The sequence below is a fragment of the Streptomyces sp. NPDC107559 genome, assembly GCF_055657365.1.
Window position 1 is genome coordinate 572,590 of the sequence record NZ_JBVKBD010000003.1, and the last position, 26,787, is coordinate 599,376.

The window sequence follows — 26,787 nt, forward strand, 5'->3', positions numbered from 1 at the left end:
TCGCCCGTCCCGCTCGCCCGTCCCGCTACTCCTCGGGCGCGAGCCGTGCCGGGAAGCCGCCGGTCGCCACCGGGCCCCAGCGATCCGGGGTGATCCGGATGATCGACTTTCCCTGCTTGACCATCGCGGCCCGGTACTCGTCCCAGTCGGGGTGTTCGCCGGCGATGTTCCGGTAGTACTCGACCAGGGGCTCCACGGAGTCGGGGCTGTCGAGGACCTCGGCCGTGCCGTCGACCTGGACCCAGGGGCCGTTCCAGTCGTCGCTGAGCACGATCACGCTGACCCGGGCGTCCCGCCGGGCGTTTCGGGTCTTGGCCCGTTCCGGGTAGGTGGAGACCACGATCCGGCCCGAGTCGTCGACCCCGCAGGTCAGCGGCGATGCCTGGGGGCCGCCGTCGGCCCGCCGGGTCAGCAGGAGGGCGCGATGGCGGGGGCGTACGAAGTCGAGCAACTCGTCCAGCGTCACGGAGGTGTTGGTCGCGATGTTCGGTGCCATGACGCCAGCCTAGGTCAGCCGCTCACGCCGACCGGGCCTGCGACGCGTCGTCGTACACGGGGACGTCGCGGCGTACCCCGGTCAGCTCCAGGACGCGGCGCGGCACTCCCGAGGGTGAGGCGGCGACCCGGAGCGGGACCCGCGGGCCCAGCAGCCGGCGTACGTCGTCGACCAGACGGGCGCCCTGGGAGTCCATGAAACGGGTGCCCGTGAGGTCCAGGACCAGCATCGCCAGCCGGTCGCCGCGGGCGTGCACGGCGGTGGCGACGGCGTCGAACACCGTGGTCGCGTTGGAGAGGTCTATTTCCGGGGGCAGGGTCAACAAGGTGCAGCCGGGCAGGTCGCGCACCCGGCAGGGTGTCGGGAGGTAGGTCACGTCACTCACCTGGCAGAAGGCGTACTCGTCCGGATTCCGGGGAGGCCACTTCCTGACCTGCCGCCCATTCCATCACGCCCACGGCCCGCTGTGAAAGGGCGACCGGACGGTCCGTCAGCCGGGCGTCATCACCACCCGACGGAGCAGATAAGGTGCTCTTCGTCCTTTGCTCGCAGTCGGGAATGTGCTGCGGAGCTCTCCTGCGCGCGACCTGTCGGTCGTGCATGCCGAAGAGGTTCGTGGTGACTGCGTCCGAGTTTTCTGAATTGCCCCGATTTCCGGTCGGGTTCGAGCTGGCCGAAGCCCTGACGGCGGCGGCTCGGCAGCTGCACGACACGGACACCCCGCACGGCACGCTGCGCACCGCGGTCCGGCTGGCCGTGCGTCTGCTGCCCGGGGCCGAGCACGCCGGGATCTCCGTGCTCGACGGCGCCGACCGCCGGCACCCGGTCGCCTGGTCCGACGACGTCGTCCGCGCCGCCGAGTCCCCGGCCCAGGTCCGTGCCGTACGGCCGTACTGGCACCGGTTGCGGAACACCCCGGTCGTACGCCTCGACGACAGCGAGTCCGAAGGCGGCGAGGGCGACGGCGAGCTGGCCGCTCTCGGGCTGCGTTCGGCGCTGGCGCTGCGGCTGCGGACGGACCGGCAGCGCCTGACCGTGCTGACCGTGTACGCCCGCAAGCCGCGCACCTTCGACGAGGCCGCCACCCGCGTCGGCCGGCTGTTCACCGCGCACGTCGGCCTGGCCCTCGACTCGGCGACCGTGCGCGAGCAGCTCACCGAGGCCATGCGCACTCGGGATCTGATCGGCCAGGCCACCGGCATCCTGATGGAGCGTCTGAACATCGACGCGGCACAGGCGTTCGACAGTCTGGTGCGCGCCTCGCAACGCGAGAACATCAAGCTGCGCGACCTGGCCCGCACGGTCGTGGACGCGAACACCCGCTCCTAGGACCGCCCCGCCCGGCCGCGGTCAGGCCTGCGGCAGCGACTCGCCCTGCACCGCCTGGACGTCCAGTTCGACCCTGAGGGTCGTACCGATGGCCGCGATGCCGGCCTGGACGATCTGGTTGTAGTTCATGGCGAAGTCCTCGCGATGCAGCTCGGTGGTCGCCCGGAAGGCGGCCCGGGTGCCGCCCCACGGGTCGGAGCCGGTGCCGAGGTAGGCGAGGTCCAGGTCGACGGGCCGTACGACCCCGCGCATGGCCAGTTCGCCGTGGACGGTCCAGCGGTCGGAGCCCGCCGCCGTCAGGCCGGTGGAGCGGAAGGTGATCTCGGGGAACACCTCGGCGTCCAGGAAGTCCGCGGAGCGCAGGTGGGTGTCGCGCGTCCCGTTGCCGGTGTCGATGGAGGCGGCGCGGATCACCGCCTCGACCCGGGACTTGGTGATGTCGTCCGGGGCGATCTCCACCGTCCCCGCGAACTCCGTGAACCTGCCGCGCACGCTGGAGATGCCCAGGTGCTGGGCGATCGCGCCCACCGTGGAGTGCGCCGGGTCGATGGTCCACGGCCCCGGCGGCGGCAGCTCGGTGCCGCCCTGCCGGGCCAGCGTCACCGTCCCGACCTCGGCCCGCCCGCTCGCGGTGACGATCGCGCTCGCGGCGGCCGGCGCGTACCCGACGGCGGTGACGATCACCGTGTACGCCCCCGGCGCCAGCGGGTTCGCGTCCCGTACCGCGCCCTCGGCGTCCGCCTCGGCCCGCAGCACCTGGCTGCCGGTCGTGTCGGTCACGGTGACGACCGCGTGCGACACGGCCCATCCGTCCCGGGTGCGGATCCTCGCGGTCAGTCCCATCCCGTTTTCTCCCTGCAAAGCATCAGAAATTGGTCGCGATGAAACCGGCCCGTGGCAGGGGCGCGCCGCCGCTCCGGGCGCGCCGGCCGCCACGGGCCGGAGTGTGACTACTCGCCGGGGTGGGCGAGCCGGATGTCGTGTCCGTCGACGCCGGGACCGGCGACCGTCAGCGCGGTGGCCACCGGCGGGTAGCCCGTCGCGATCACGGTGTACTCGCCGCCGTCCAGGTCGGTGAAGGCGTACGCCCCGTCCGACCCGGTGGTGGCCGTGCCGACCACGTTGCCCGCGGCGTCCACCAGCGTCACGCGGGCGTCGGCCAGCGGACCGTGCGGGGCCTGCACCACGCCCTGGAGCCGGGCGCCCGGGGCGAGGTCGATCTCTACCCGGGTGACGCCGGTGCCGCCCACCTCGACGGGCAGGGCACGTGGCCGGTGGCCGTCGGCGTTGACCGCGAGGGTCACCGTGCCGGGCACCAGCTCGGCGAAGGAGAACTCGCCCTGCTCACCGGTGGCGGCGGTGGCCAGCAGGTCCCCGCGCACATCGGTGACGATCACCATCGCGTCCTTGACCGGCAGCGCGCTCTCGGCCTCGCGGACGACACCGGTCAGCCCGCTGGTGCCGCTGAGCAGGATGTCGTACGCCACCGGCTCGCCGTCCACGACGATCGTGGACGCCTGCGGCTGGTAGCCGTCGGCGGAGGCGATCAGGACGTACGAGCCCGTGCCGGGCGCGTCCACCGAGTAGGCGCCGTCGGAATGCGCGACCGACCGGCCCAGCTGCTGTCCCGCCAGGGAGATCAGCGTGACCGCGGCCCGCGGGACGGGCGCGCTCTCGGCGCCGCGCACGAAGCCGTGCACCGGGGTGCCGCCGCCCGCGGCCGCGCCGGCGGCCACCGTGGCGACCGCGGCCAGGCGCTGGGTGCCCTCGGGACCGGCCTGTGCGAGGGCGGGCTCGGCAACCGGGGCCGGGGCGCTCTCGCTCTCCGCGGCCCGGTCCACGACCGCGGCCGGGGTCTCGGCCGGGGAGTCCTCCGAGGCGGCCTGCGCCAGGGTGCCCTTGCTGCGCAGCGGGACCTCCTTGATGAACAGCGTGATGAGGAAGGCGAGCAGCGCCAGGACGGACGCGATCATGAAGACGTCCGCGATGCCGTGGCCGTACGCGCTCTCGATGACCGTGCGCAGCGGCGCGGGCAGCGTGTCCATGTCGGGGATGCTGCCGCTGGAGTTGGACGCGGCGGCGGCGTACTTCGGGTCGAGGCCGGCCAGGCCGTCCTTGACGTAGTCGGTGATGCGGTGGGCCATGACCGCGCCGAGCGCGGAGACGCCGATCGCACCGCCGAGGGAACGGAAGAAGGTGACCGTGGAGCTCGCCGCGCCGATGTCGGAGGGCGCCACCTGGTTCTGCGTGGCCAGGACGAGGTTCTGCATCATCATGCCGATGCCGAGGCCCAGCAGGGCCATGAAGACGGCCATCTTCCAGTAGTCCGTGTCGTACCGGATGGTGCCCAGCAGACCGAGACCGGCCGTCACCAGCACACCGCCGCTGACCAGCCACGCCTTCCACTTGCCGGTCCGGGTGATGAACTGGCCGGACACGGTGGAGGAGACGAACAGACCGCCGATCATCGGGATGGTCAGGACGCCGGACATCGTCGGGGACTTGTCGCGGGCCAGCTGGAAGTACTGGCTGAAGAAGACCGTGCCGGTGAACATCGCGACGCCGACGAAGAGCGAGGCGAGCGACGACAGGGTGATGGTGCGGTTGCGGAACAGCCGCAGCGGGATGATCGGCTCGCTGGCCTTCGACTCGACCAGGACGAACAGCAGTCCGAGGGCGATCGAGCCGCCGACCATCGCGTACGTCTGCCACGAGATCCAGTCGTACTTGTCACCGGCGAAGGTGACCCAGACCAGCAGCAGCGAGACCGCCGCGGAGATGAAGAACGCGCCGCTCCAGTCCACCTTCACCTGGCGCTTGACGACGGGCAGGTGCAGGGTCTTCTGCAGCACGATCAGCGCGATGACCGCGAAGGGCACGCCGACGTAGAAGCACCAGCGCCAGCCGAGCCACTCGGTGTCGGTGATGACACCGCCGAGCAGCGGACCGCCGACGGTCGCGACCGCGAACGTGGCGCCCAGGTAGCCGGAGTAACGCCCGCGCTCACGCGGGGAGATCATCGCGGCCATGACGATCTGGGCGAGGGCGGACAGACCGCCCACACCGACGCCCTGGACGACACGGCAGGCGATGAGCATGCCGGGGTTCTGCGACAGGCCGGCGGCGGCCGATCCCAGCACGTAGATGATCAGCGCTATCTGGACGAGCGCCTTCTTGCTGTACAGGTCGGACAGCTTGCCCCAGAGGGGGGTGGTGGCGGTCATCGCCAGCAGCGAGGCCGTGACGACCCAGGTGTAGGCGGACTGGCCGCCGCCCAGGTCTCCGATGATCTTGGGCAGGGCGTTGGAGACGATCGTGGACGACAGGATCGCCACGAACATGCCGAGCAGCAGCCCGGAGAGCGCCTCCATGATCTGCCGGTGGGTCATCGGGGCGTCGGAGGAGCCTCCCCCGTGCTTGGCGTGAGCCCGCACACCGGCTGGTGTGGTCGTTGCCATGGGCTTCCTTCTCTTACGTGCTTGCGGGTGTACGGGTGGTCGTCTCGAGTGCGGGAGGCGGCAGCCGGGGCGAGGAACGGCAGTCGCCGAAGCTCGCTCTCAGGCGTGTCATCAGCCCTATGAGCTGTCCGACCTCGTCGTCGGTCCAGTCGCTCAGCCGGTCGGCGAGCAGCTCGGTGCTCCGCCGGTACAGCGTGTCGAGCTGGTCGCGGCCCGTGTCCGTGAGGTGCAGGATGCGCGAGCGCTTGTCCGCCGGGTCGGGGGACCGTTCGATCCAGCCCCGCTCGGCGACGTGCGCGACATGACGGCTGGTGACCGACATGTCCACGGCGAGCAGCTCCGCGAGCTTGCTCATGCGCATGTCCCCATGGCGGCCGAGCAGCGTCAGCACGGCAGCCGAGCCGGCCGGGCAGTCGTGCGGCAGGATCCGCCCGAGGTCCCGTTTCACGGCCCCGACGGCGCTGAGCTGGTGCGCCAGCTCCTGGAACTGCGCCTGCTCGGCCATCACACCTCCCGGTATTCGTTGCTTAGGGCAACCATAGAGATGTTGGTTGCTACAGGCAAATAAAGAGGCGAGGTACGGACTCAAAAACTTGGCAAAGGCAAGTATTGCTAACGTAAATCCGCAGGTGGGCCCCGGTGATGCGGGGTGGACCCGGGACCGGAGCCCCCACTTGGGCCGGACCCGCCGAATTCGCTAGTGTCCTGGCCCATGGCTAACTCCCAGAACCCGCAGGGCAACCACGACCCCGCCGGCAGCACCCAGATGTTCCGTGCGTTCGTCGACGAGGCCCCCCAGAGCCGACAGCAGCAGACGGTGGCCTCGTCGGGCGGACCCCGTGTCGGCCTGATCGTGGGCGTCGTCGTCGCCGTCGCGATCGTCGCCGCCGTGGCCTGGCTCGCCCTCAAGTAGGCCGGACCGCCACCCCCGCCCCCACCACCTCCACCGCATCCGTTCCGTCCGTCACGTCCGTCGTGTCCGTCACTCCCACTGGACGGACACGTCCCGCGTCTCCACGTGCATCCCGAGCGGCACGCGCCACGCGTCGACGCACACCGTCCAGGTCCGCTCCTCCCGGGCGCCGGCCGCGATCGGGACCGGAAGTCCCGCGGTCGACCCGACCGTGGCCCAGTCGACGCCCAGCGCGCCGATGATGTGCGTCCCGAAGGTCACCGTGCCCGAACGCACCTCGGTTCCACCGGTGTTGCGCAGCGCGAGGCTCACCTTCTCGCACCACCGCTCGTCCGCCGCCGTACGCACCGGCTCGCCCACGCTCAGGGCGGCAGGTGCGGCGGACGGGGCCGGCGTGGAGGGTGCCGACGGAGGGTGGGAGCCCGTACCGGGCCCGGCCGGGACGGACGGCGGCGCCCCGGGGTCCGTACCGCCGGAGGATCCCGTGCCACCGGCCGTACCGCCGGCGGCCGAGGAGCCGCCCGCGGAAGATCCGTCGGGTGCGGCGTCCGGACTTCCGGCCGTGGTTCCCGGCCCGGAGCCCGCCGCGCGGCCGCCGCTCGACCCGTTCCCGGCGGTCGGCGAGCCGTTCCCGGCGCCGCTCCCGTCGAGCGGCACCAGCGTCACGCCTCCCGTCGGCCGCACCGCCCCGCCGGGCGCCGGTGACGGCCCTCCGCCCGCGCCCACCGCGGTGTAACCCCCGCCGTGCCCGCCGCTCCCGCAGGAACCCAGTACCGCGCCCAGACAGACGACGACGGCCGCCGACGCGCCCAGTGCGGCGCCCCGACGGCCGGATGTCGATGTCGGCCGTACATTCCGTACGGCCCTTGCAGCTCGTTCAACCCGTGCAGCCCGTGTCGCTCGAAGCATCGCGCCATGGTGACCGACGCCCCCGCAAAGAGGAAGCCTCGCGACCTGTCCGGTCTCAGTCCGAGATGAGCCCCTCGCGCAGTTGTGCCAGCGTCCGGGTGAGCAGCCGGGAGACGTGCATCTGGGAGATGCCGACCTCCTCGCCGATCTGCGACTGGGTCATGTTGGCGAAGAAGCGCAGCATGATGATGCGCCGCTCGCGGGAGGGGAGCTTGGCCAGCAGCGGCTTCAGGGACTCCCGGTACTCCACGCCCTCCAGCGCGCTGTCCTCGTAGCCGAGGCGGTCGGCCAGGGAGCCCTCGCCGCCGTCGTCCTCGGGGGCCGGGGAGTCCAGCGACGACGCCGTGTACGCGTTGCCCACCGCGAGGCCGTCGACGACGTCCTCCTCCGACACGCCCAGGACGGCGGCGAGTTCGGTGACGGTGGGGGAGCGGTCCAGCTTCTGGGAGAGCTCGTCGCTGGCCTTGGTGAGGGCCAGCCGCAGCTCCTGGAGGCGGCGCGGGACCCGCACCGACCACGAGGTGTCGCGGAAGAACCGCTTGATCTCGCCGACGACCGTCGGCATCGCGAAGGTCGGGAACTCCACCCCGCGCTCGCAGTCGAACCGGTCGATCGCCTTGATCAGGCCGATGGTGCCGACCTGGACGATGTCCTCCATCGGCTCGTTGCGGGAGCGGAAGCGGGCGGCCGCGTAGCGCACCAGCGGGAGGTTGAGCTCGATCAGGGTGTCCCGGACGTACGCGCGCTCGGGGCTGTCCTCGTCCAGCGCGGCGAGCCGCAGGAAGAGGGAGCGGGAGAGGGTGCGGGTGTCGATCGCTCCCGAGGTGGGGAGAGGCGGGGCCGGCACTGCCTCGAGGGCCGTAACGGTGTCGAGCGCGTCGGGCACGACGGGCGCCTCAGCACTCTTCGTGAGTGTGAGCACCTTCGAGCTGCCCTGGTCTTCGGACATGCCACCCCCTTTGGGTCGCGGGACGGTCGCGGCGGAAGTTCCGGCGAGGAACATCAGCTTTCACCTGAATACCGGAGCCGGAGCCACGGCAAACGCTCTTCCCGCAGAATGTCACATGTCGGCAACACGCTGTAGTGACATGTCGACATGTGAGTAACGAATCAGCCCTGGAAAGACGGGGTCTGACGGTCTTTCACCGCACAACTGTCGGGAACGTCCCTGGTGAGCGATTCGCTCGCGACGGTGACCATTCGATCCCGCGTGCGGTTATGACTTGATCCGGTGTGCGGTTCCGCCGTGATCCGGTGTGCGGTCGTGCCGCGATCCGGTGGGCGGTCCCGTGGCGAGCTGGCGCACGCTCATGCCGTGCACCGGCGCACGGTCATGCCTCGATGCGGTTCGCGGAGCGCAGCCGCTGGAAGCTGCGCGCGAGCAGCCGCGAGACATGCATCTGGGAGACGCCGAGCTCCGCGCTGATCTGCGACTGGGTCAGGTTGCTGTAGTAGCGCAGAAGCAGGATTCGCTGTTCGCGTTCGGGTAGCTGGACCAGGAGGTGGCGGACCAGGTCGCGGTGCTCGACGCCGTCCAGCGCCGGATCCTCGTAGCCGAGCCGGTCGAGCAGTCCGGGCAGCCCGTCGCCCTCCTGCGCGGCCTCCAGGGAGGTGGCGTGGTACGACCGCCCGGCCTCGATGCAGGACAGCACCTCGTCCTCGCCGATGCGCAGCCGCTCGGCGATCTCGGCGGTGGTCGGGATGCGGCCGAAGGCGGTGGTCAGGTCCTCGGTCGCGCTGTTGACCTGCACCCACAGCTCGTGCAGCCTGCGCGGTACGTGGACGGTGCGAACGTTGTCACGGAAGTACCGTTTGATCTCGCCGACGACCGTCGGCATCGCGAACGTCGGGAACTGCACACCCCGTTCCGGGTCGAAGCGGTCGATGGCGTTGATGAGCCCGATGGTGCCGACCTGGACGACGTCCTCCATCGGCTCGTTGCGGCTGCGGAAGCGGGCGGCCGCGTAGCGCACCAGCGGGAGGTTGGCCTCGATGAGCGCTCCGCGCACCCGGTCGTGCTCCGGCGTGCCCGGCTGGAGGTCCTTCAGCTGGGAGAAGAGCACCTGGGTGAGTGCCCGGGTGTCGGCGCCACGGCGCTTCTCCGGGGCCGGGACGGGGGCCTCCTGGCTCCCGGCGTCCTCGGGGCCCTCGGGAGCCTCAGGGCTTGCCAGGTCTGCCGGACCTGCCGGACCTGCCGGACCTGCCGGACCTGCCGGACCTGCCGGGCCTGCCGGGGCGCCCGGTGCTCCCGGTGTTCCCGGGGCAGGAGAGGTCCCGGGGACCGGGGAGGCCGCGGAGGTCGTCTCCCGGATGGCGGTCTCCTCCTGGGGCGGCGCAGTACTGGCCGACACGGTCAACGCCACCTCTTCATCGGTCAATCATCCGTCAAAAGCGGTCATAGCATCACAAGACATGTGCACAGTGTGCAAGCACCGCATAATGCCGTGTTGGGGGCGAGTTGACGCAGATGGCACAGGAAAGCCCCGCGACGTTCGCTCCGATGCGGGGCTTCGCGGGGCTGTTCGTGTGGGCGTGAGGCCGGCGGCTCAGAACGTGTAGTCCGCGACCACCCAGGTGGCGAACTCCCGCCAGAGGGCGACACCGGCCTGGTGCGCCGGGTGCTCCAGGTAGCGCTTGAGGGCGTCCGCGTCCTCGACCGCCGAGTTGATCGCGAAGTCGTAGGCGATGGGCCGGTCGCTGATGTTCCAGCCGAGCTCCCAGAAGCGCAGCTCGTCGATCTGGCCGTCGAGCGCGCGGAAGGCGGCGACGCCCTCCACGACGCGCGGGTCGTCGCGTTCCACGCCCTCGTCGAGCTTGAAGAGGACCAGGTGGCGGATCACGGGCACTCCCTAGGGTCGTTCGTACGGACCGGGCCGGCCGGGACCGTCCCGGCCGCTCCGGGGACGCGGCGCAGGCCGGTCCGGGCGACCGGCTCTAGTTCTTGGCCCCGTTGGCGATCCAGGTCATGAAGTCGCCTATGGCCTGGGCGGCGTCCGATATGCCCTCGAAGGCTATCTGGACGTAGTCCGCCGCCTTGGCCGGGTCCGTGATGATCACGTACAGCGCGAAGACCACGAGCACATAGACGGCGATCTTCTTCGCATTCACCGCCACCGCGGCCTCCCCTGTGACTGGCGTGTCCCTGGAGCCCTGGCAACGGGCCCTGTTACCGGCGGCGAGTTTAACTTCACGGCGTGTTGAAGGACCAACGATCTTCCGGGACTTTCCGTCCGGGACGCACGAAGGGCCCCGTCTGTCGACGGGGCCCTTCTTCGGCGGTAGCGGAGGGATTTGAACCCTCGGTGACTTGCGCCACACTCGCTTTCGAGGCGAGCTCCTTCGGCCGCTCGGACACGCTACCGAGGGAGACACTACCCCAAGGTGGGCCGTGCTCTGAAATCCGTTTCCCGGGGACCCCCGGTCCGGGGTGTCCGGGGCGGGTTCAGCGGTCCCGGAAGAACTCGGTGAGCAGCCGTGCGCAGTCCTCGGCCAGGACGCCCTCGACGACCTCCGGGCGGTGGTTGAGCCGTCGGTCGCGCACGACGTCCCACAGGGAGCCGGTCGCGCCGGCCTTGTCGTCCCGGGCGCCGTAGACGACCCGGTCCACGCGGGACTGCACGAGCGCGCCCGCGCACATCGTGCACGGCTCCAGCGTGACGACGAGTGTGCAGCCGGTCAGCCGCCACTCGCCGAGCGCGGCGGCCGCCCGCCGGACGGCGAGGACCTCCGCGTGTGCGGTCGGGTCGCCGACCGCCTCGCGTTCGTTGTGCCCGGCCGCGAGCACGGTCGTACCGTCCGGAGCCAGCACGACGGCGCCGACGGGGACGTCCCCGCCCCGGACGGCCCGGCCGGCCTCGGCCAGGGCGAGCCGCATCGCGGCCCGCCAGCGGTCGCGTACCGGGTCCGGTGTCCGTGCCGCGTCCGGTGCGGTCAGCGGACCGTCTCCAGGACGTCGGCGGCGCCGAGGGCCTCGGCGATCTCGGTCAGCGCGTCGTCCGACAGTTGCTTCAGCTCCTTCTCGCTGATGCCGAGGTCGTCGAGGATGCCGGGGTCGCCGACCGGGCCGTGGGGCACGATCTCGCCGGAGCCGCCGCCGCCGGCGGTCTCGTCCTCGTCCTCGTCGTCGGCCTGGTCGTCGCCGTCCTCGGTGCCGTCGAGGTCGAGCGAGTCCAGCTCGTCGTCGGGGTCACCCGGATCGCGGCCGAGCAGTTCGTCGGTGAGCAGGATCTCGCCGTAGCTGCTGCGGGCAGCGGCGGCGGCGTCGGAGACATAGATACGAGGGTCGTCCTCGCCGTCCACCCGGACGACACCGAACCACCCGTCCTCCTGCTCGATGAGTACGAGCACCGTGTCGTCGTCGGGAGAGGCCTCCCGGGCCAGGTCGGCCAGATCCGACAGGGTCTCCACATCGTCGAGCTCCGTGTCGCTCGCTTCCCACCCGTCTTCGGTGCGCGCGAGCAGTGCGGCGAAGTACACCGTGACTCTCCCACTGGTCATAGGCGTGCCGGTTGGGGGTCCCCCCGGCGGAGGTTGCGGGCGGGGAGAGCTGTGCTCCGAGCCCACCCACTCGGAATCGTGGCAGAAACAAGGCCTCCAGGGGACGTCTTCGGCTCCCTGTGTCTGGCAGTTTTGATCGCACGGAGGCAAGTACGTCCGAACAGGACTCACCAGCACACTCGTTGCTGCCACCTGCGGATCGTACGCGGCTTTCCACCTCGCCCACGCACGACCACCCTCATGATCGCCGCCACCCGGCCGTGCCCACGGCGTGCCGCGGGCTACCAGCGGAAGGTCCGCATACGCATGGCGTGCCGCAGCCTGGCGGTCCTGGCGCGCCGGGGCTGGACGCGGTCGCGCAGCTCCCGGGCCTCTGCGAGGTCGCGCAGGAACTGGGCGCGTCGCCGACGCCGCTCGGCGGCCGTCTCCGGCGCGTCGCGGTCGGGCGGGTCGGACCGATCCGGAGACTCAGGCACAGCACCACCCCATCCCGGTCGTCATCACCACCTTCCCTCCGACGGGCGGTTCGACGCCAGGGGTCGTCGCGAGTCCGCGCCGGGCACCCGCCGAGTGCGGGAGCGCCGGGCGGGTTCGGCCCGGCTACTGTTGTGGACATGCGTCTCCACGTCGTCGACCACCCCCTGGTCGCCCACAAGCTCACCACGCTGCGCGACCGCCGCACCGACTCCGCGACCTTCCGCCGTCTCGCCGACGAGCTGGTCACCCTGCTCGCGTACGAGGCCACGCGTGACGTGCGCACCGAACAGGTCGACATCGTCACGCCGGTCGCCGAGACCACCGGGGTGAAGCTGTCCTACCCGCGCCCGCTGGTCGTGCCGATCCTGCGGGCGGGCCTGGGCATGCTGGACGGCATGGTGCGGCTGCTGCCGACCGCCGAGGTGGGCTTCCTGGGCATGGTGCGCGACGAGGAGACCCTGAAGGCCTCCACGTACGCCTCGCGCATGCCGGAGGACCTCTCCGGCCGTCAGGTGTACGTCCTGGACCCGATGCTCGCCACCGGCGGCACGCTGGTCGCGGCGATCCAGGAGCTGATCGCCCGCGGCGCCGACGACGTCACCGCCGTGGTGCTGCTCGCCGCCCCCGAGGGCGTGGAGATCGTGGAGCGCGAGCTGGCCGGCACCCCGGTCACGGTGGTCACGGCGGCCGTCGACGACCACCTCAACGAGCACGGCTACATCGTGCCGGGCCTGGGCGACGCGGGCGACCGGCTCTACGGCGCCGCGGAGTAGGCGTACGACCCGGCCGTACGCGGCCGTGAGCAGCCGGCAGGGCCCTGGCGGCCGTACGCGGCCCGTGGGTCCCCTGGCCGGTCCCGTGGGTCCCCTGGCCGGTTTCGTGGGGCCCTGACCCCCCGTACGACCCCGCCCGCAGGGGCCCTGTGCCGTCCTTCCCCGGGGCCCGGCGCGCGGGCGTGCCGATGCCCCGCGCGGGGATTTCCCGGCGGTCCCGGGAGGGCGGCGTTCCCCGGCGGTCCGGGGAGGGTGTCCTCCGACGGGCCCGCGCGGACGGTGTTCTCCGGGGTCGCCGGAGGCCCCGCGGGTGTCCGCGGGGTCGTGTCCGGACCGGCCGTACGGCCTTCAGCAGCCGTTCTTCTTCGTGGCGGCGGCCGGCTCGGGCGCGTTCAGCGCGGCCAGTGCCTTGTCGGCGTCCGGCTTCGCGGTCAGCTGCTTGAAGGCGGTGCCGATGACGAGGTCGACGGCGGTGCCCTTGCGGGCGGCGTCGGTGCGGAGCTCGGCGGCGGCCAGTTGGGTGCCGAGCACCGGCAGCGAGGTCTTCAGCGAGGACGCGGGGCCGAGCAGCATCCCGGTGCCGGCGACCTTCTTGTCGAACTCCTTGGACGCGTTGCCCACTTCCCCGATGTGGAAGCCGCGTTTGGCGAGCTCGTCCGCGGTCTGCTTGGCGAGCCCGCTGCGGGGCGTGGCGTTGAAGACGTTGACGGTGATCTGGGCGGGCTTGGGCAGCACCACCGCGGCGGCCGCCGAGGGCTTCACCTTGATCCCTTGCGCGCAGGCCGCCTTGGTGTTGGCGGCGGCCTTGTCGCCGTTGCCGGTGAAGACGTCGACGAGCTGGAGTGTTCCCCAGCCCACCACACCCAGCACGGCGACGGAGACGATGCTCACGACGACGAGCCTGCCGCGCCGCCGGGGAGGGCGCATACGCGGGTATTTGTCCCCCGTGATCCGGTACTGTCCGCCCATCCCGGGGGGAGTCAGCATGCTCATGGGCGCAGCGTAGTGCTCGAGGGCGGCCCTGCCTAATAGATGATCATCCGACTTGGTCGAGGAGTACCCGAAAGGGGCAACCGGGACCTGAGCGGGGGTCAGTCCAGTTCGAGGACGCGCGCGTGCAGCACCTGACGCTGCTGGAGGGCCGCCCGTACCGCTCGGTGCAGTCCGTCCTCCAGGTACAGGTCGCCCTGCCACTTCACGACGTGCGCGAAGAGGTCGCCGTAGAAGGTCGAGTCCTCCGCGAGGAGGGTCTCCAGGTCGAGTTGCTGCTTGGTGGTCACCAACTGATCGAGGCGGACCGGGCGCGGCGCGACGTCCGCCCACTGCCGGGTGCTTTCCCGGCCGTGGTCGGGGTACGGCCGGCCGTTTCCGATGCGCTTGAAGATCACACGGAAAGCCTACCGGCCCAGACGTTCCGGGCGCAGCCATGGCGACGGAGTGCGACGCCGGAAAAGACGGTTCAAAGCGGGGCGTTCGGGAACGGGGTCGGAGACGAACGACACCCGGACGGTGCCGCGGGCCGTCGTCCCCGGACCACCGGGCGGTCGTCGCCTTCCTCGCCCCCGGCTGGGGAAAGAGCGAACTCGGCGGAGCGGGCGGCCTGTCCGCGGCCACGGCCGGGGTCGTCCGCACGCGGCCCGTCCGCCCCATTCGCCCGAAAGGAGTCGCCGTCCTCTCCGGGCGTTGTGCACAGGCTGTGGACCGCGGGCCGGCCGGAGCCGGACCGGACGCCCGCAGCGCCCGGTCCGGCTCCGGATCAGACGGCCGGATCAGACGGCCGGACCGGACCCCGGGGCCGGTCCCCGGACCGGCCGCGTCACCGCTCTCCTCACGGGCACGGCTGCGAGGGCTCCCCTTCGCTCACCCTTCGCGCCTTGCTCCTCCTTCGTGCCTCGCTCGCCTTCTCGGCTTCCGGTTTCGGCGTGTTGCGGACGGCCTCGGCGCGCAGCAGCGCGCGCAGGACCGCGTACGGGTCAGTGGGCATGGCTGTTCGTGTTCCTTGCGTCGTACGGGACGGAGCGGACCGGGAGAGACCGGTGCTCGTCAGCAGCGCAGAACCACCGAGCGGGCGGCGGCGTGCGGGGCGTACGCGCGGTACGGGGCCGGGAGAGGGCCGCGGCCCGCACCGGCCGCCGGGTCCGGCACAGGTGCGGGACGCAGGGCCTCGGCGGGGCGCACGGCGGTACGGCCGGGCGGTCGCAGCGCGGTGTCGAGGACGTCGTACTCGACCGTCTCGCCGGACCCGCAGGCGGCGGCGGCCGGTGCCGTGTGGAGCGTCGCGTGGGCGCCCGGCACGGGCAGGGCCAGCAGCAGGAAGAGCAGCAGGACGAGCACCCGCGGCCGGACCCGGCCGGACGGGGGAAGGTGGGGTGCGCCGCTGCTCACGAAGGTTCATCTCCCCGGGTGACATACGGCGTCCATCGCGCCGGACGCGAGATCCGCCCGCTCGGCCCAGTGCCGTGCGGCGGGGGCACGGGTCAGATCGTGCGTGGGGTCCGGTGGGTCAGGCCGCGCATCCGGACCGAGGTGACGATCTCGACGACGCCGACCACGATCAGCCAGATCCCGCCCAGCAGCGTGAGGATGGCGACGGACTCCAGCGGCGAGTCGATCAGGACGATCCCGGCGACGAAGGTGACGACCCCGAGGAAGATCTGCCAGCCGCGTGCGGGCATGGCGGAGTCCTGTACGGCGGCCAGCGTCTGGGTGATGCCGCGGATCAGCCAGCCGATGCCGATCCACAGGGCGAGCAGCAGGGTCGACTGCATGATGCCGCGGAAGCAGAACAGGCCCAGCACGATCGACAGGGCGCCGCTGATGAAGGCCAGCACCCGCAGCGAGGTCCTGCGGTGGGTGCCGAACGCGGAGATCAGCTGGAGCACACCGCTGATCAGCAGGTAGATGCCGAAGAGGAAGCCGGCGATGCGCACCGAGGCGTGCGGCCAGACCAGGACCAGGACGCCCAGGACGAGGGAGGCGACGCCGGTGAGCAGGACGACCTGCCAGGCGGCCTCGGAGAGGGTGCGCAGAAATCCGTCGAAGGGGGGCTCCGGCTCGTGGCCGTCACGCGGGTCGGACATGCGCTCGGCGTGCACCCTGCGGTCGTCGAACTCAGGTCCCCTGGAGGGGCCGGTCGGTGGCTCGGTCATGATCCATGCTTGGACCGGGCTCCGGCGTACCGCCACCCGGGACGGTCCGGGTGGCTGACGGTCACCGGCCGGGCGTCTTCGCGGCCTTCGCCGCGGCCTTCATCTCCTGCTTGTGCGCCCGCACCTTCGCCAGGGACTCGGGCCCGGTGATGTCGGCGACGGAGCGGTACGACTTCGCCTCGCCGTAGGACCCGGCCGCCTCCCGCCACCCGGTGGGCCGCACCCCGAGCTGCTTGCCGAGCAGCGCCAGGAAGATCTGCGCCTTCTGCTTGCCGAACCCGGGCAGTTCCTGGAGCGCCGTGAGCAGTTCGCGGCCGCTGCCGACGTCCCGCCAGACGGCTTCGGCGTCACCGTCGTAGTGCTCGACGAGGTACTGGCACAGCTGCTGGATCCGCTTGGCCATGGACCCCGGGTAGCGGTGGACGGCGGGCTTCTCGGACAGCAGCGCGGCGAACGCCTCCGGGTCCATGACGGCGATCGCGGCGGCGTCCAGGTCGTCGGAGCCCATCCGCCGCGCGATCGTCGAGGGCCCCTTGAACGCCCACTCCATCGGGACCTGCTGGTCCAGCAGCATCCCGACCAGCGCGGCGAGCGGGGAGCGGCCGAGGAGCTCGTCGGCCTCGGGGTCCTGGGCGAGGTGCAGGGTGACGTCCATGGGTCGATGATCGCCCGTACCCGGTCAGGTCGCGCGCCAGTACCCCAGCGCGTGCACCCGGTGCCGGGCGACGCCCAGGTCCTTGCGCACGTACGACGACAGCGCCCGGGTCGTAACCGTGTCGCAGGCGATCCACACGTACGGGTCAGGGGTGGCCGCGAGGAGTTCCGGCAGGTCCGCCTTCACCCGCTCCACCAGCCGGGCGCCGGAGTCCTGCCGGGGCACCTGGCGTACCTCGTGGCGGGCCGGGTCGGCACGCAGCGGGAGACCGTCGGCGGTGCCCTCGAAGAAGACGGTGGCCGGTGCCGTACCGAGCGCCCCCAGCAGGGAGTTGACCGCGGGCAGCGAGGCGGGGTCGCCGATCGCGACGAGGTGCGAGGGCGCGGGGTCGGGCTGCCGGAAGCCGGTGCCCTGGACGGTGACCGCCACGGTGTCCCCGGGCTTCGCCGCCCGCGCCCAGTCGCTCGCGCACCCCTGGTGCAGCGCGAACTCCAGCCCGAAGGTGCCGGCCGCCGGATCCGGGTCGACCAGCGTGTACGCCCGCTGGTGCGGCCGGCCCGCGTCGTCGAACCACAGCCGCACCCACATCGTCGGGTGGACGCCGGTCGCCGCGAGCAGACCGCCGTCGGACAGGCGCAGCCGCCGGTAGTGCGCGGTGACGTCCTCGGCGTGCGTCACCGTGCAGGTGAAGTCCTTGGCGCGCATCAGTCTGAGGACCGCGCCCTCCCAGCCCCGCCCCTGCCCCATGGCACTCCTTCGCGTCTCGCGTACGATTCCCCCGCCTGACCAAATAGTTAGGCAAGGCTAACCTAAAACGCAAAGGGGCCAGGGGTGACCACCGAGATCTACCGGGACACGTGGGGAATCCCGCATCTGCGCGCCGACGACGCCCGTGAACTGGCCCGCGCCCAGGGCCGGGTCACCGCCCGCGACCGGGCCTGGCAGCTGGAGGTCGAGCGGCACCGCGCCCAGGGCACCTCCGCGTCCTTCCTCGGCCCCGAGGCCCTGTCCTGGGACCGCTTCGCGCGCCGCGTCCGCCTGGAGGACACCGCCCAGCGCTGCTACGCCCTGCTCGAGGACACAGACCCCGAGACCGCCGAGTGGGTACGGGCCTACGCCGACGGCGTCACCGAGGGTCTGGCGGCGGCCGACGCCCCGGAGTTCGCCCGGGTGGACCTCGCCCCCGGCCGCTGGGAACCCTGGACCCCGCTCGCCGTCTGGCTCTCCACCCACATCCTGTTCGCCGGCTTCCCCGCCAAGCTGTGGCGGGAGGAGGCCGTACGCCACCTCGGCCCGGACGCGGTCGGACTGTTCGCCACCGACGGGCCCGGCACCTCCGGCAGCAACGGCTGGCTGGTCGGCGGCGCGCGCACCACCACCGGACAGGCCGTCATCGCCGGGGACCCGCACCGCTTCATCGAGAACCCCGGCGTCTACCAGCAGATCCGCCTCGCCTGCCCCGAGTTCGACGTGGTCGGCCTCGCCGTCCCCGGCGTCCCCGGCATCGCCCACTTCGGCCACACCGGCACGGTCGCCTGGGCCATCACCAACGCCATGGCCGACTACCAGGACCTCTACCGCGAGCGGCTGCGCCGCACCGGCGCCGGCGTCGAGGCACTCGGCCCGGACGGCCACTGGCACCGCGCCACCCGCCACACCGAACTGATCCGCGTGGCCGGCGCGGAGCCGGTCGAGGTCGAGGTGATCGAGACCGACCGCGGCCCGGTCGTCGCCGGCGGTCCGGAGGGGCTCGACGACGGCACCCCGCTCGCCCTCAGCCTGCGCTACCCGCCCCGCGTCACCGCCGACCTCGGCTTCGGCACGCTCCTGCCGCTGCTGCGCGCCCGCCGGGTCGCCGACGTCGACCGCGCCCTCGACGCCTGGGCCGAACCCGTCAACGTCGTCCAGGCCGCCGACACCGAGGGCGCGGTGCTGCACCGGGTCGCGGGCCGGGTGCCGGTGCGCGCCGAGGCCAACCGGGTGCGGCTGGTCCCCGCCTGGGAGCCCGGCCACGAGTGGACCGGCTGGCACGAGCCGCCCCGGGCCGGCCTGACCGACGGCATCGCGGTGATGGCCAACCAGCGCGGTCTCGCGGCCCCCCTCGGCGTCGAGTTCGCGCCCCCGCACCGGGCCGACCGCATCCGCGCCCTGCTCGACGGACACCGCACCCTGTCCGCGGCCGACATGCCCGCCGTCCACACCGACACCCATCTCGCCTCCGCCGGGCCCCTGCTGGAGGCGGTGGCGGCCCTCGACGGTCTCACCCCGCGGGCCGCCGCCCTGCGCGACCGCCTCCTGGGCTGGAACCGCCGGATGGACGCCGACAGCACGGACGCGGCCCGGTACGCGGCCCTGCGCGGCGCGGTCGTCCGCCGGATCGCCGCCCACCCCGCGCTCGCGGCCCTGACCGAACCGCCCGCCTACCCCGAGGTGCTGCTCCCCTGGCTCGCCCTCGCCCCACGCGTCGGCTTCGCCCTGGAGCACCTGCTGCGGGCCGAGGAGCTGTACGGCATCGACCGCCCGGCCGTCGTGCGCGCCGCCCTGGAGGAGACGGCCGCCGAACAGGCTGCCGTTACCGGACAGGCGGCCCCTGCCGCGCAGGTGGCCTGCGCCCCGGCCGACTCCGTCTGGGGCGACAGCCACCGCCTCGCCCCCTGGCAGGCGCTGCCCGACCCGTCGTACACCGGGCCCGCGCTCTCCGGCGACCACGACTGTGTGCTGTGCACCTCCAGCGTGCCCGGCCTCACCGACCTCGCCGCGCGCGGTCCGGCCGCCCGCTATGTGTGGGACCTGGCCGGCCGCGAGGACAGCCGCTGGGTGGTGCCGTTCGGCGCCGACGGCGTCCCCGGCCGCCCGCACCACCGTGACCAGCTCCCGCTGTGGCTCGCGGGAGACCTCGTCCCGGTCGTCACCGACTGGGACCGGCTGGAGAAGGAGACCGATGTCTGATCCGTACGCCGCCCCCGCCCGCGAGGCCGTCCACGAGGAGGTGACCGACGGCTTCGGCACCGTCCGCATCCTCCCGCTGGACGCGGCCGCCGACGCCGAGGTCGTCCATCGCTGGGCGAGCCAGGAGCGGGCCGTCTTCTGGGGCATGAACGGCCTCACCCGGGACCAGGTGGCGGAGATCTACGCCCATCTGGACACCCTCGACACCCATCACGCCTTCCTCGCCGTCCGGGACGGCGAACCGGTAGGCCTGCTCCAGACCTACGAACCCGAGGCCGACCGGGTCTCCGAGTGCTACGAGGTCCGGCCCGGCGACATCGGCGTACACGTGCTGCTCGCGCCCGCCGGGGACGGCGGAGCGCGCCCCGGCTGGTCGTCGGCCCTGATGGGCGCCTTCGCCGCGTACGTCCTGCTGGTCCTGGACCGGCGCCGGGTCGTGGTCGACCCCGACGTGCGCAACGCGCGGGCGATCAGCCGTTTCCTGCGCCAGGGCTTCGAGGCGGGCCCGGTCGTCGTCCTGCCGGAGATCGACCTCCCGGACGTGTATCTGCCCGAGAAACACGCCCAACTGGCCTTTCTGCGCCGGGAGGTGGCCTTTCCCGGGTGACCCCGAGGGGCCCGACGGCCGGCGCGGCGGGCAACGACGGAGCCCGCGGTGGCCGTGGGGGCGTGTGCAGGCCGTGAGGTGGCCGTGAGGGGGCGCGCGGCGGCCGTGAGGGGGGTCGTGCCCGCCCGTTCACGGCCGGTGTGCACGATGGTGCCCGTGCCCGCCCGTCGGCCGGTGGTGAGCACGGCGCTGCTCCCGTCCGTACCTATCCAGGAGCACACGAGTGCGAAGGCGGAGCGGTGACGTGAGTGAAGGGCCCGATGGCGGACGACGGTACGGCGCACGGCACTACGGCGCACGGCACTACGGTGCACGGCACTACGGTGCACGGCACGGAAACCGGCGGCTTCAAGGGCTGGTGCTGCTGGGCACCGTGCTGGTCCTGCTCCTCTTCGGCGGCGCGGGGCCGGCATCGGCCCACGCCGCCCTCCGCAGCACCGACCCCGCCGACGGGGCCGTCCTCAAGTCCGCCCCCCGCGCCCTCACCCTGACCTTCACGGAGTCCGTCGGTCTGCTCGCCGACTCCTTCCGTGTCTTCGACCCCGACAACCGCCGGGTGCGCACGGGCGAGCCGCAGCACGCGGCGGACCGCTCGGACACGGCCCGGGTCACCCTGCCCGCGAAACTGGGCCGGGGCACCTTCACCGTGGCCTGGCGGGTGGTCTCGGCGGACAGCCACCCGGTCTCCGGCGCCTTCACCTTCTCGGTGGGCGAACCCACCCCGACCACCGCCGCGGTGAACGCCGGCCCCACCGAGGACCCGGTCACCGGCAACCTCTACGACACGGCCCGCTACGCCGCCTATCTCGCCGCGGCCCTGCTCATCGGCACGGCCGCGTTCGTCCTGCTGTGCCGCCCGGCCGACACCGCCCCGCTGCGCACACCGCTCAGGGCGGGCTGGTGGACCCTGCTGGCGTCCACCGTCGTGCTGTTGGTGCTGCGTGCTCCGTACGAGGCGGGCACGGGCCCGGCCGGGGCCCTCGACCCGTCCGCCCTGGCCCACACCCTGAGCACCCGTCCGGGCCTGACGCTGACGGCCCGCCTCGCCCTGCTGGGCCCGGCGGCCGTGCTCCTGATACGCGCCCGCAGGCGCCCTCCGGCCTCCGCGCCGACCGGACCGGCCCTGACGACGACCGGACCGGCCGTCGTGGTCGCCGTCGGACTGGCCCTGACCTGGGCGGCCGCCGAGCACGCCTCGGCCGGCCTCCAGGTCCCGCTGGCGATCACGTCCTCGGTCCTGCACCTGCTGGCGATGGCGGTCTGGCTGGGCGGTCTGACGGCACTGCTGATCCTGCTCCACCGCACCACGCTCCCGGCCGGTGCGGTCGCCCGCTTCTCCCGGGTCGCGTTCACCGCCGTCACCGTGCTGGTGGTGACCGGCTTCTACCAGTCCTGGCGCGGTCTCGGTTCCTGGTCCGCGCTCACCGGGACGGACTACGGCCGCCTCCTGCTCGCCAAACTGGCCGGGGTGACGCTGCTGCTGACGGCGGCGTCCTTCTCCCGGAACTGGACGGCCCGGCCCGCGGCGGCCAGGGCGGCCACCGGGGAACGGGTGCCGGTGACGGCGGGCGGACCACCGCTCCCGGAGCGGGAGCCGGAGCCGGAGACCGCCGCGGGGGCGGAGGCGGTGACCGTCCCGGAATCGGAGACGGAGGCGGAGGCCGAGACGGCATCGGGAGCGGCGGCCGACGTCGACACCGTGCGCGGCCTGCGCCGTTCCGTCCTGGCCGAGGTCGCCGTCGCGGCGGTGGTGCTGATGGTCACGACGGCCCTGACGGGCACCACCCCCGGCCGGGCCGAGACCGAGGCGGCCGACGCGCGGGCGTCCGCGCCCGCCACCGGTATCGCCACCGCGTCCGTCACCCTGGTCCCGTTCAACGTCGGCACCCCCGCGGTCCACGGCACGGTGCAGGTCACGCTCGACCCCGGCCGGGTGGGCGACAACTCGGTCGAGGCCGTGGTCTTCGGCCCCGACGGCGGCCTGTCCTCGGTGCCCGAACTGCGCCTGACCTTCACCCTCGCCGGTCAGAAGATCGGCCCGCTCGACACCAAGGTGACCGACAGGGGCGGCTATTGGGCGGCCGACGCCTTCAACCTGCCGCTGCCCGGAACGTGGACGATGAAGGCGACGGTCAGGGTCTCGGACGTGGACCAGGTGAGCGAGACTCGGCAGGTACGGATCGAGCGCTAGGCCCGGCAGATCCCGGGAATCCCTGTTCGCGCGGGGTGACCCGATCCATCAGAAATTGTTACCCACTTTCGGACTATGGGGTGGTTTCACCGTATTGACGCCCTGGGGTGGCGGGAGGGCGCAGCCCAGTCGCCGCAAGGGGTGACGAAATGGCGGGGCGTCAACATCGTGCATATCGCACATAGATGGACATTGCATCCGAGGGTAACGGAAGTGTGATCACTTGGTCACACAGTGCGCGTATCGCGTTCACGTCGCCGCCCGGCGGCCAGAGTGTGAATGCGCGGCCAGCCGGTCGTCGCAAGCACACCGCACCACCCCCGACCAGGCACGTCGTCACGGCCGGGAAGGTGCCTGCACCATGCAAGGGGACTCCGTGTCCGTTTTCGTTAGCCCTCGCCGTCTGGCCGCCGCGACGCTCGCGGCTGGTGCCCTCGTCGGAGCGGTGGCCCTGCCGGCGTCCGCCGCCGACCACGTCGTCCGCGCGGACCGGTCGCGGGTCGAGATCAGCGACGTGCACCGCGACGCCCTGAACCGCCACGACCGCTTCTACGGCTCGAACTTCTCGCTCAACAGGGAGTGGGTGCAGCTCAGCAACTACAGCGGTCGCAGCGTCAACCTCGACGGCTGGACCCTGCGGGACGAGGACGGCCACAGGTACACCTTCCGGCATGTCCGTCTGGACGGCCGGTCCACGGTCCGTGTCCACACGGGCATCGGCCGTGACACGCGCACCGACCTCTACCAGGACCGCCGCGGCTACGTGCTGGACGACCGGTCCGACACGATCACCCTGCGCAACGACCGCAACCGGTTCGTCGACTCCTACTCGTGGCGCGACCGCGACTACCGGGACTGGAACGGCCGGGACGACCGTCACGACCGGAACTGGAACGGCCGGGACAACCGTCACGACCGGAACTGGAACGGCCGTGACGACCGCCACGACCGGAACTGGAACGGCCGGGACAACCGCCACGACCGCAACACGCACGACCGTGGCGACCGCAACAACCGGCCGGGTCAGTTCCCCGGCCACCTCCCGGGCCAGCTGCCCGGCCAGCTCCCCGGTCACCTTCCGGGCCAGGGCAACCAGGGCAACCAGGGCAACCAGGGCAACCAGGGCAACCAGGGCAACCAGGGCAACCAGGGCAACCAGGGGAACCAAGGTAACCAGGGGAACCAGGGCAACCACGGGAACCGCGGCAACCACGGCTGACCGGCCGCCGCCGGACGTGACCTCTGAACGGTCCGCCGGCAGTTAGACGCGATCCTTGGTCAACGTAGAAGGGCCCCACCGCAAGCGGTGGGGCCCTTCTACATCGTGCCCGGTGAGGCACTGGCGGAGGATACGAGATTCGAACTCGTGAGGGGTTGCCCCCAACACGCTTTCCAACTGTGCGTGTGGCCGTGCGCGGGCGTCCGTGAGGGTTCAAACGGCAGGTCCGGTGAGGTGCACGGACGACGGTGAACGACCACGTCCGTCGGCGAACTGGACAACGATCAGGACAACGCGGCCGACTGTCAGACGCAGGAAACGCGGCGCGGCTATTCGATGCGCTGGAAGCGCCAAGCCTGGTATGGGTCGCCGAAGTCAGGTGCGAGAGCGATGCGGGGCGGGAAGATTCGCAGCAGGCTCAGTCCAAGCCGCATGGGGGCGGGGGCGTCGACGACACCGATGGCGTACGTTTCGGGCTCCTCGCCCGGGATGAGCGTCCACTCGCGGGAATCCGGGAGCATCAGCGCCAGCTCGTGCATGTCCGGATCACCGTCGAAGCTCACGAACAAGTCTCTGTCGGTGCTGATGGTGTAGGTGCCGTTGCCGTTGCCGGTGCTGCGGATCTCCCAGGCTTGATGGCCTTGACTGTCCGGCGGAAGGAGCATCAGCGGCGATCCCGGCCCGCGATCGACCCCGGTGAGAACCTGCTCATAGGTGAAAGCGATTTGGTAGCGGCCGTCGGCCAGTTTTGCCATGTCTGCTCCGCATCATCGACGTTGTGCCAGACGGCACGATTGGTGAGCGAACCAGAACAAACTCCAACCGACTCAGCGACCCGCCGCGCAGCAGACGCGAATGGGTAGGAAACGGGCCGAATGGCGTGGCAATCCGCTGACCAGCCAGTTGATCCGAAGGGAATGCCCCAGCGGATGCGTTGGCCGGCCTCGCGCTGAGGCCGCGCCCGTTTCCCAACTGTGCGTACGGCTGTGCGCGGGCGTCCGCGCTGGTTCAAACGGCAGGTCTAGCGAGGTGTATGGACGACGATGAACGGCCACGTCCGTCGGTGAACTGGGCAACGATCAGGACAATGAGGCCGAACGGCAGACGCGGGGAACGCGTCGGCCGCTAGCGGATGGTGTGCGGTTCTTTGGCCTGGGGGTGCTGGACGACGCAGTCCGGTCCGGGCCACATGATCGTCTCGTGGCCGTCCTCAGCACGGATGCGGTAGGGCGGTTCACCGTTGGTTCCCAGCACTTCCACGATCTCGACCATGTGGTCGCCATGCCCGACGGTCCTGCCGTGCACCAGCAGCCGGTCGCCCTTACTCGCGCGCATGTGGACCCCTTCCTCTTCAGGCAGCCTCCGGCCAGGAGCGGCGCGGCTGGCCCCACTTTCGTTGCTTTCAGTTTACGACTGATTACAACTTGTGCCCGATCGGCTTCGCTCGCGCGAACGGGAAACTGAGGCGGAGGGTCGTCCGCGGGGTCAGGCCTGACCTGCTGCTTCAGGCGCGAGCCGACTCGTGAAACCGTGATCGCGCAGACGCTCGTATGCGTCCCTGATGTCCCCGGGGATCTCTTGCTCGATCATGAAACCTTGTCGGGGGTAGATCATCAGCCGTTGTTGCGCACCGACCAGCATGTCGACGACCAGGTGCGCGTCCCCGATCGAGTCGATGTAGTTGGCCAGCGTCATCGGGGTCGATGCGCTCACCCACTCGACGTCGGGCCACAGCTTGCAAGCCGTGGCATACGCACGCCGTTCCTCGTATGGCTTGCTGATCAGGAGAGCCGAGGTGACCGGTACGCCGTGATCTTCGAGCACCGAGCGTGAGAGGCGGATGTTCTCGCCCGTGTTTCGAGCGTTCGGTTCCACCAAGATGGCCTGCTCGGGTACCCCAAGCTCCATGGCCCGCTCGCGGTAGTGCTCGGCTTCGCCGCGCGGCATCCGCTCCTTCGTCGTCCGGCTGGTCGCTCCGGTGAAGACGATGAGCGGGGCCATGCCCCGGTGGTAGAGATCGGCCGTCGTGTCGGCCACTCCGAGGTCGTGACTGCCCAGGCCGATGGCCACAGAGCATGGGCGGGGTTCATGGCCCATCTGCTGGAAGTCCCAGAGGAGTCCCGCGTCCGCCCATGCCTGCGCCGAGATCACTTGTCCTCGTCCTCCGCCGTTGCCGAGTCGGGCACCTTGAAGTCGTATGACCAGGCGAACCGCGTTCCCGCGTGCACGCCGATAGCGAACTCAACCACGGTTCCGTCGGCCGTGCGCGTGGTGCGGTGAAGCTCTACGACCCACTCGCCCGGTGAGAGCTGGAGCGTCTGGGCTTCCTCTGCCGTGGGAACGCGCGCGAACAGTTCCTCGGTCATGTGGTCGATCTCGTAACCGGCGTCATACAGGACGCGGAAGCCGCCACCCCGCCCGGCGGGGCCCGGGGTGGGGTCCACGATGCGGGTTCCTTCGACGTGTTCGGGGCGGTAGTAGCTGGTCAGTGTGTGGGTCGGCTGTGTGCCTTCCTTGACGACCCGAGCCCTGGCGTATACCTCTGCCCCTTCGGGCAGGCCGTGTGCGGCAGCGACGACAGCCGGCGCCTTCACTCGGCTGACCGTCTGGGTCTGCTCGTTCCTGCGGTACGAGCGGCCTGACGCGACGCGGTCCGCGATGAACGCGACTTCGTCGCCGTCACGCCACTTGGCTTTGTCGTAGCGCGAGATACCGAGTCGCTTGAGCGGTGCTTTGGGTCGAACGAGGGTGCCATGCCCCCGAGTCATTGTGACCAGGCCTTCCGCTTCCAAGGCCTTGTACGCGCGGTGGACGGTCTCCTTTGAGCCCTCGCCTGCCTCCACAAGGTCTCGGATCTGTGGAAGTTGCTGGCCAGGGCTGTAGTCGCCGCTCCTGATCTGTTCGGCAAACCGGTCCGCAAGATCCCGCCACTTTGGCGCTTTCGCTGCCACGCCGAACTCCTCTCGACAGGTCTAAGTGAAGCACACAGTCCTAGGACAGCGATGCATTCTCTTCTCGGGCCGCTCGCAGTCCTAGGGCAGCGAAGGAGTGGGGGCTCTTCTTTGAGCTTCTTTCCTGGCCGTGTCGGTTCGGGATAGCTCGTGCAGTTGGGGCCCTGAGCTGGTCGTTCTTTGACAACTCAACAGTGGACCGAGGATCTACCGC

The 26,787-nt window shown here is 71.5% G+C and carries 30 protein-coding genes, 1 tRNA gene and 1 pseudogene; 7 read left to right on the top strand and 25 right to left on the bottom strand.

Going from position 1 to position 26,787, the window contains the following annotated elements:
• Window positions 1-25: 25 nt before the first annotated feature.
• Both ACZ7OY_RS13990 and ACZ7OY_RS13995 read right to left on the bottom strand, forming a co-directional pair.
• Entirely contained in the window at window positions 26-496 is a 471-nt protein-coding gene (locus ACZ7OY_RS13990) for a PPOX class F420-dependent oxidoreductase (protein WP_471911601.1), read from the bottom strand.
• A gap of 22 nt (window positions 497-518) precedes the next feature.
• On the bottom strand, window positions 519-872 hold the full coding sequence (locus tag ACZ7OY_RS13995; protein WP_471911602.1) for an STAS domain-containing protein: 354 nt from the start codon (window positions 870-872) through the stop codon (window positions 519-521).
• Between the two features lie 224 nt (window positions 873-1,096).
• Between ACZ7OY_RS13995 and ACZ7OY_RS14000 the strand changes: the two genes are divergently transcribed.
• The gene (locus ACZ7OY_RS14000; RefSeq protein ID WP_471911603.1) at window positions 1,097-1,825 is read left to right on the top strand and encodes a GAF and ANTAR domain-containing protein; all 729 of its coding nucleotides are present in this window, start codon (window positions 1,097-1,099) and stop codon (window positions 1,823-1,825) included.
• Between the two features lie 21 nt (window positions 1,826-1,846).
• Here ACZ7OY_RS14000 and ACZ7OY_RS14005 read toward each other — a convergent pair whose 3' ends face one another.
• The 3 genes from ACZ7OY_RS14005 to ACZ7OY_RS14015 form a co-directional block, all read right to left on the bottom strand.
• Window positions 1,847-2,668, bottom strand: coding sequence for a YceI family protein (locus ACZ7OY_RS14005; RefSeq protein ID WP_471911604.1), 822 nt, complete (start codon window positions 2,666-2,668; stop codon window positions 1,847-1,849).
• Between the two features lie 107 nt (window positions 2,669-2,775).
• Window positions 2,776-5,214: an MFS transporter gene (locus tag ACZ7OY_RS14010; protein WP_471911686.1), complete on the bottom strand. Its 2,439-nt coding sequence runs from the start codon at window positions 5,212-5,214 to the stop codon at window positions 2,776-2,778.
• A gap of 82 nt (window positions 5,215-5,296) precedes the next feature.
• On the bottom strand, window positions 5,297-5,788 hold the full coding sequence (locus ACZ7OY_RS14015; RefSeq protein ID WP_351603471.1) for a MarR family winged helix-turn-helix transcriptional regulator: 492 nt from the start codon (window positions 5,786-5,788) through the stop codon (window positions 5,297-5,299).
• Between the two features lie 207 nt (window positions 5,789-5,995).
• Between ACZ7OY_RS14015 and ACZ7OY_RS14020 the strand changes: the two genes are divergently transcribed.
• Window positions 5,996-6,196 carry a hypothetical protein gene (locus tag ACZ7OY_RS14020; protein ID WP_351603469.1) on the top strand — a complete coding sequence of 67 codons (201 nt, stop codon included), beginning with the start codon at window positions 5,996-5,998 and terminating at the stop codon, window positions 6,194-6,196.
• Window positions 6,197-6,265: 69 nt separating this feature from the next.
• On the opposite strand, the gene ACZ7OY_RS14025 is transcribed toward ACZ7OY_RS14020, so the two are convergent.
• The 9 genes from ACZ7OY_RS14025 to ACZ7OY_RS14065 all read right to left on the bottom strand — a co-directional run bounded on the left by ACZ7OY_RS14025 (window position 6,266) and on the right by ACZ7OY_RS14065 (window position 12,078).
• Window positions 6,266-6,862: a hypothetical protein gene (locus tag ACZ7OY_RS14025; RefSeq protein ID WP_471911605.1), complete on the bottom strand. Its 597-nt coding sequence runs from the start codon at window positions 6,860-6,862 to the stop codon at window positions 6,266-6,268.
• Between the two features lie 298 nt (window positions 6,863-7,160).
• On the bottom strand, window positions 7,161-8,054 hold the full coding sequence (locus ACZ7OY_RS14030; RefSeq protein WP_384724642.1) for an RNA polymerase sigma factor SigF: 894 nt from the start codon (window positions 8,052-8,054) through the stop codon (window positions 7,161-7,163).
• 382 nt (window positions 8,055-8,436) lie between these two features.
• Window positions 8,437-9,468: an RNA polymerase sigma factor SigF gene (locus ACZ7OY_RS14035; protein ID WP_471911687.1), complete on the bottom strand. Its 1,032-nt coding sequence runs from the start codon at window positions 9,466-9,468 to the stop codon at window positions 8,437-8,439.
• Between the two features lie 183 nt (window positions 9,469-9,651).
• Window positions 9,652-9,945, bottom strand: coding sequence for a Dabb family protein (locus ACZ7OY_RS14040; protein ID WP_351603463.1), 294 nt, complete (start codon window positions 9,943-9,945; stop codon window positions 9,652-9,654).
• A 94-nt stretch (window positions 9,946-10,039) separates the two neighbouring features.
• Window positions 10,040-10,219, bottom strand: coding sequence for a hypothetical protein (locus ACZ7OY_RS14045; RefSeq protein ID WP_152893628.1), 180 nt, complete (start codon window positions 10,217-10,219; stop codon window positions 10,040-10,042).
• A gap of 162 nt (window positions 10,220-10,381) precedes the next feature.
• Window positions 10,382-10,466, bottom strand: a tRNA-Ser gene (locus tag ACZ7OY_RS14050).
• A gap of 81 nt (window positions 10,467-10,547) precedes the next feature.
• The gene (tadA, locus tag ACZ7OY_RS14055; protein ID WP_471911606.1) at window positions 10,548-10,979 is read right to left on the bottom strand and encodes a tRNA adenosine(34) deaminase TadA; all 432 of its coding nucleotides are present in this window, start codon (window positions 10,977-10,979) and stop codon (window positions 10,548-10,550) included.
• Between the two features lie 56 nt (window positions 10,980-11,035).
• Window positions 11,036-11,581: a tRNA adenosine deaminase-associated protein gene (locus ACZ7OY_RS14060; protein ID WP_471911688.1), complete on the bottom strand. Its 546-nt coding sequence runs from the start codon at window positions 11,579-11,581 to the stop codon at window positions 11,036-11,038.
• Window positions 11,582-11,883: 302 nt separating this feature from the next.
• Entirely contained in the window at window positions 11,884-12,078 is a 195-nt protein-coding gene (locus ACZ7OY_RS14065) for a hypothetical protein (RefSeq protein WP_471911607.1), read from the bottom strand.
• Window positions 12,079-12,216: 138 nt separating this feature from the next.
• Between ACZ7OY_RS14065 and upp the strand changes: the two genes are divergently transcribed.
• Window positions 12,217-12,852, top strand: coding sequence for a uracil phosphoribosyltransferase (gene upp, locus ACZ7OY_RS14070; protein ID WP_152893632.1), 636 nt, complete (start codon window positions 12,217-12,219; stop codon window positions 12,850-12,852).
• Between the two features lie 348 nt (window positions 12,853-13,200).
• On the opposite strand, the gene ACZ7OY_RS14075 is transcribed toward upp, so the two are convergent.
• The 7 genes from ACZ7OY_RS14075 to ACZ7OY_RS14105 form a co-directional block, all read right to left on the bottom strand.
• Complete coding sequence (locus tag ACZ7OY_RS14075; RefSeq protein WP_471911608.1) at window positions 13,201-13,845, bottom strand: LytR C-terminal domain-containing protein; 645 nt, start codon at window positions 13,843-13,845, stop codon at window positions 13,201-13,203.
• Between the two features lie 98 nt (window positions 13,846-13,943).
• Window positions 13,944-14,240 (bottom strand): type II toxin-antitoxin system VapB family antitoxin, encoded by a 297-nt coding sequence (locus tag ACZ7OY_RS14080; RefSeq protein ID WP_004943146.1) that lies wholly within the window; start codon window positions 14,238-14,240, stop codon window positions 13,944-13,946.
• Window positions 14,241-14,680: 440 nt separating this feature from the next.
• Window positions 14,681-14,836 carry a hypothetical protein gene (locus ACZ7OY_RS14085; RefSeq protein ID WP_471911609.1) on the bottom strand — a complete coding sequence of 52 codons (156 nt, stop codon included), beginning with the start codon at window positions 14,834-14,836 and terminating at the stop codon, window positions 14,681-14,683.
• A 59-nt stretch (window positions 14,837-14,895) separates the two neighbouring features.
• Window positions 14,896-15,237 carry a hypothetical protein gene (locus ACZ7OY_RS14090; RefSeq protein WP_471911610.1) on the bottom strand — a complete coding sequence of 114 codons (342 nt, stop codon included), beginning with the start codon at window positions 15,235-15,237 and terminating at the stop codon, window positions 14,896-14,898.
• A 92-nt stretch (window positions 15,238-15,329) separates the two neighbouring features.
• Window positions 15,330-16,001 (bottom strand): HdeD family acid-resistance protein, encoded by a 672-nt coding sequence (locus tag ACZ7OY_RS14095; protein WP_471911611.1) that lies wholly within the window; start codon window positions 15,999-16,001, stop codon window positions 15,330-15,332.
• Window positions 16,002-16,062: 61 nt separating this feature from the next.
• A complete protein-coding gene (locus ACZ7OY_RS14100; protein ID WP_471911612.1) occupies window positions 16,063-16,656 on the bottom strand; it encodes an HhH-GPD-type base excision DNA repair protein in 594 nt (197 codons plus the stop codon).
• A gap of 24 nt (window positions 16,657-16,680) precedes the next feature.
• On the bottom strand, window positions 16,681-17,403 hold the full coding sequence (locus ACZ7OY_RS14105; RefSeq protein WP_471911613.1) for a siderophore-interacting protein: 723 nt from the start codon (window positions 17,401-17,403) through the stop codon (window positions 16,681-16,683).
• An 84-nt stretch (window positions 17,404-17,487) separates the two neighbouring features.
• Between ACZ7OY_RS14105 and ACZ7OY_RS14110 the strand changes: the two genes are divergently transcribed.
• From ACZ7OY_RS14110 to ACZ7OY_RS14125, 4 genes and pseudogenes are all read left to right on the top strand, one after another.
• Entirely contained in the window at window positions 17,488-19,605 is a 2,118-nt protein-coding gene (locus tag ACZ7OY_RS14110) for a penicillin acylase family protein (RefSeq protein ID WP_471911614.1), read from the top strand.
• Entirely contained in the window at window positions 19,598-20,212 is a 615-nt protein-coding gene (locus ACZ7OY_RS14115; RefSeq protein ID WP_471911615.1) for a GNAT family N-acetyltransferase, read from the top strand. Before ACZ7OY_RS14110 ends, ACZ7OY_RS14115 begins: the two co-directional genes overlap by 8 nt.
• A 358-nt stretch (window positions 20,213-20,570) precedes the next feature.
• Window positions 20,571-22,403, top strand: a complete 1,833-nt coding sequence (locus ACZ7OY_RS14120; RefSeq protein WP_471911689.1) for a copper resistance CopC/CopD family protein — start codon at window positions 20,571-20,573, stop codon at window positions 22,401-22,403.
• A 361-nt stretch (window positions 22,404-22,764) separates the two neighbouring features.
• Window positions 22,765-23,316: pseudogene (locus tag ACZ7OY_RS14125) on the top strand (lamin tail domain-containing protein); the annotation flags it as partial.
• A gap of 635 nt (window positions 23,317-23,951) precedes the next feature.
• Here the strand turns inward: ACZ7OY_RS14125 and ACZ7OY_RS14130 are convergent.
• The 4 genes from ACZ7OY_RS14130 to ACZ7OY_RS14145 all read right to left on the bottom strand — a co-directional run bounded on the left by ACZ7OY_RS14130 (window position 23,952) and on the right by ACZ7OY_RS14145 (window position 26,573).
• A complete protein-coding gene (locus ACZ7OY_RS14130; RefSeq protein ID WP_471911616.1) occupies window positions 23,952-24,377 on the bottom strand; it encodes a hypothetical protein in 426 nt (141 codons plus the stop codon).
• Between the two features lie 370 nt (window positions 24,378-24,747).
• A complete protein-coding gene (locus ACZ7OY_RS14135; protein WP_471911617.1) occupies window positions 24,748-24,957 on the bottom strand; it encodes a DUF1918 domain-containing protein in 210 nt (69 codons plus the stop codon).
• Window positions 24,958-25,107: 150 nt separating this feature from the next.
• Window positions 25,108-25,773, bottom strand: a complete 666-nt coding sequence (locus ACZ7OY_RS14140) for a YdcF family protein (RefSeq protein WP_471911618.1) — start codon at window positions 25,771-25,773, stop codon at window positions 25,108-25,110.
• Window positions 25,770-26,573 carry a GntR family transcriptional regulator gene (locus ACZ7OY_RS14145; RefSeq protein ID WP_471911619.1) on the bottom strand — a complete coding sequence of 268 codons (804 nt, stop codon included), beginning with the start codon at window positions 26,571-26,573 and terminating at the stop codon, window positions 25,770-25,772. Before ACZ7OY_RS14145 ends, ACZ7OY_RS14140 begins: the two co-directional genes overlap by 4 nt.
• Window positions 26,574-26,787 lie beyond the last annotated feature (214 nt).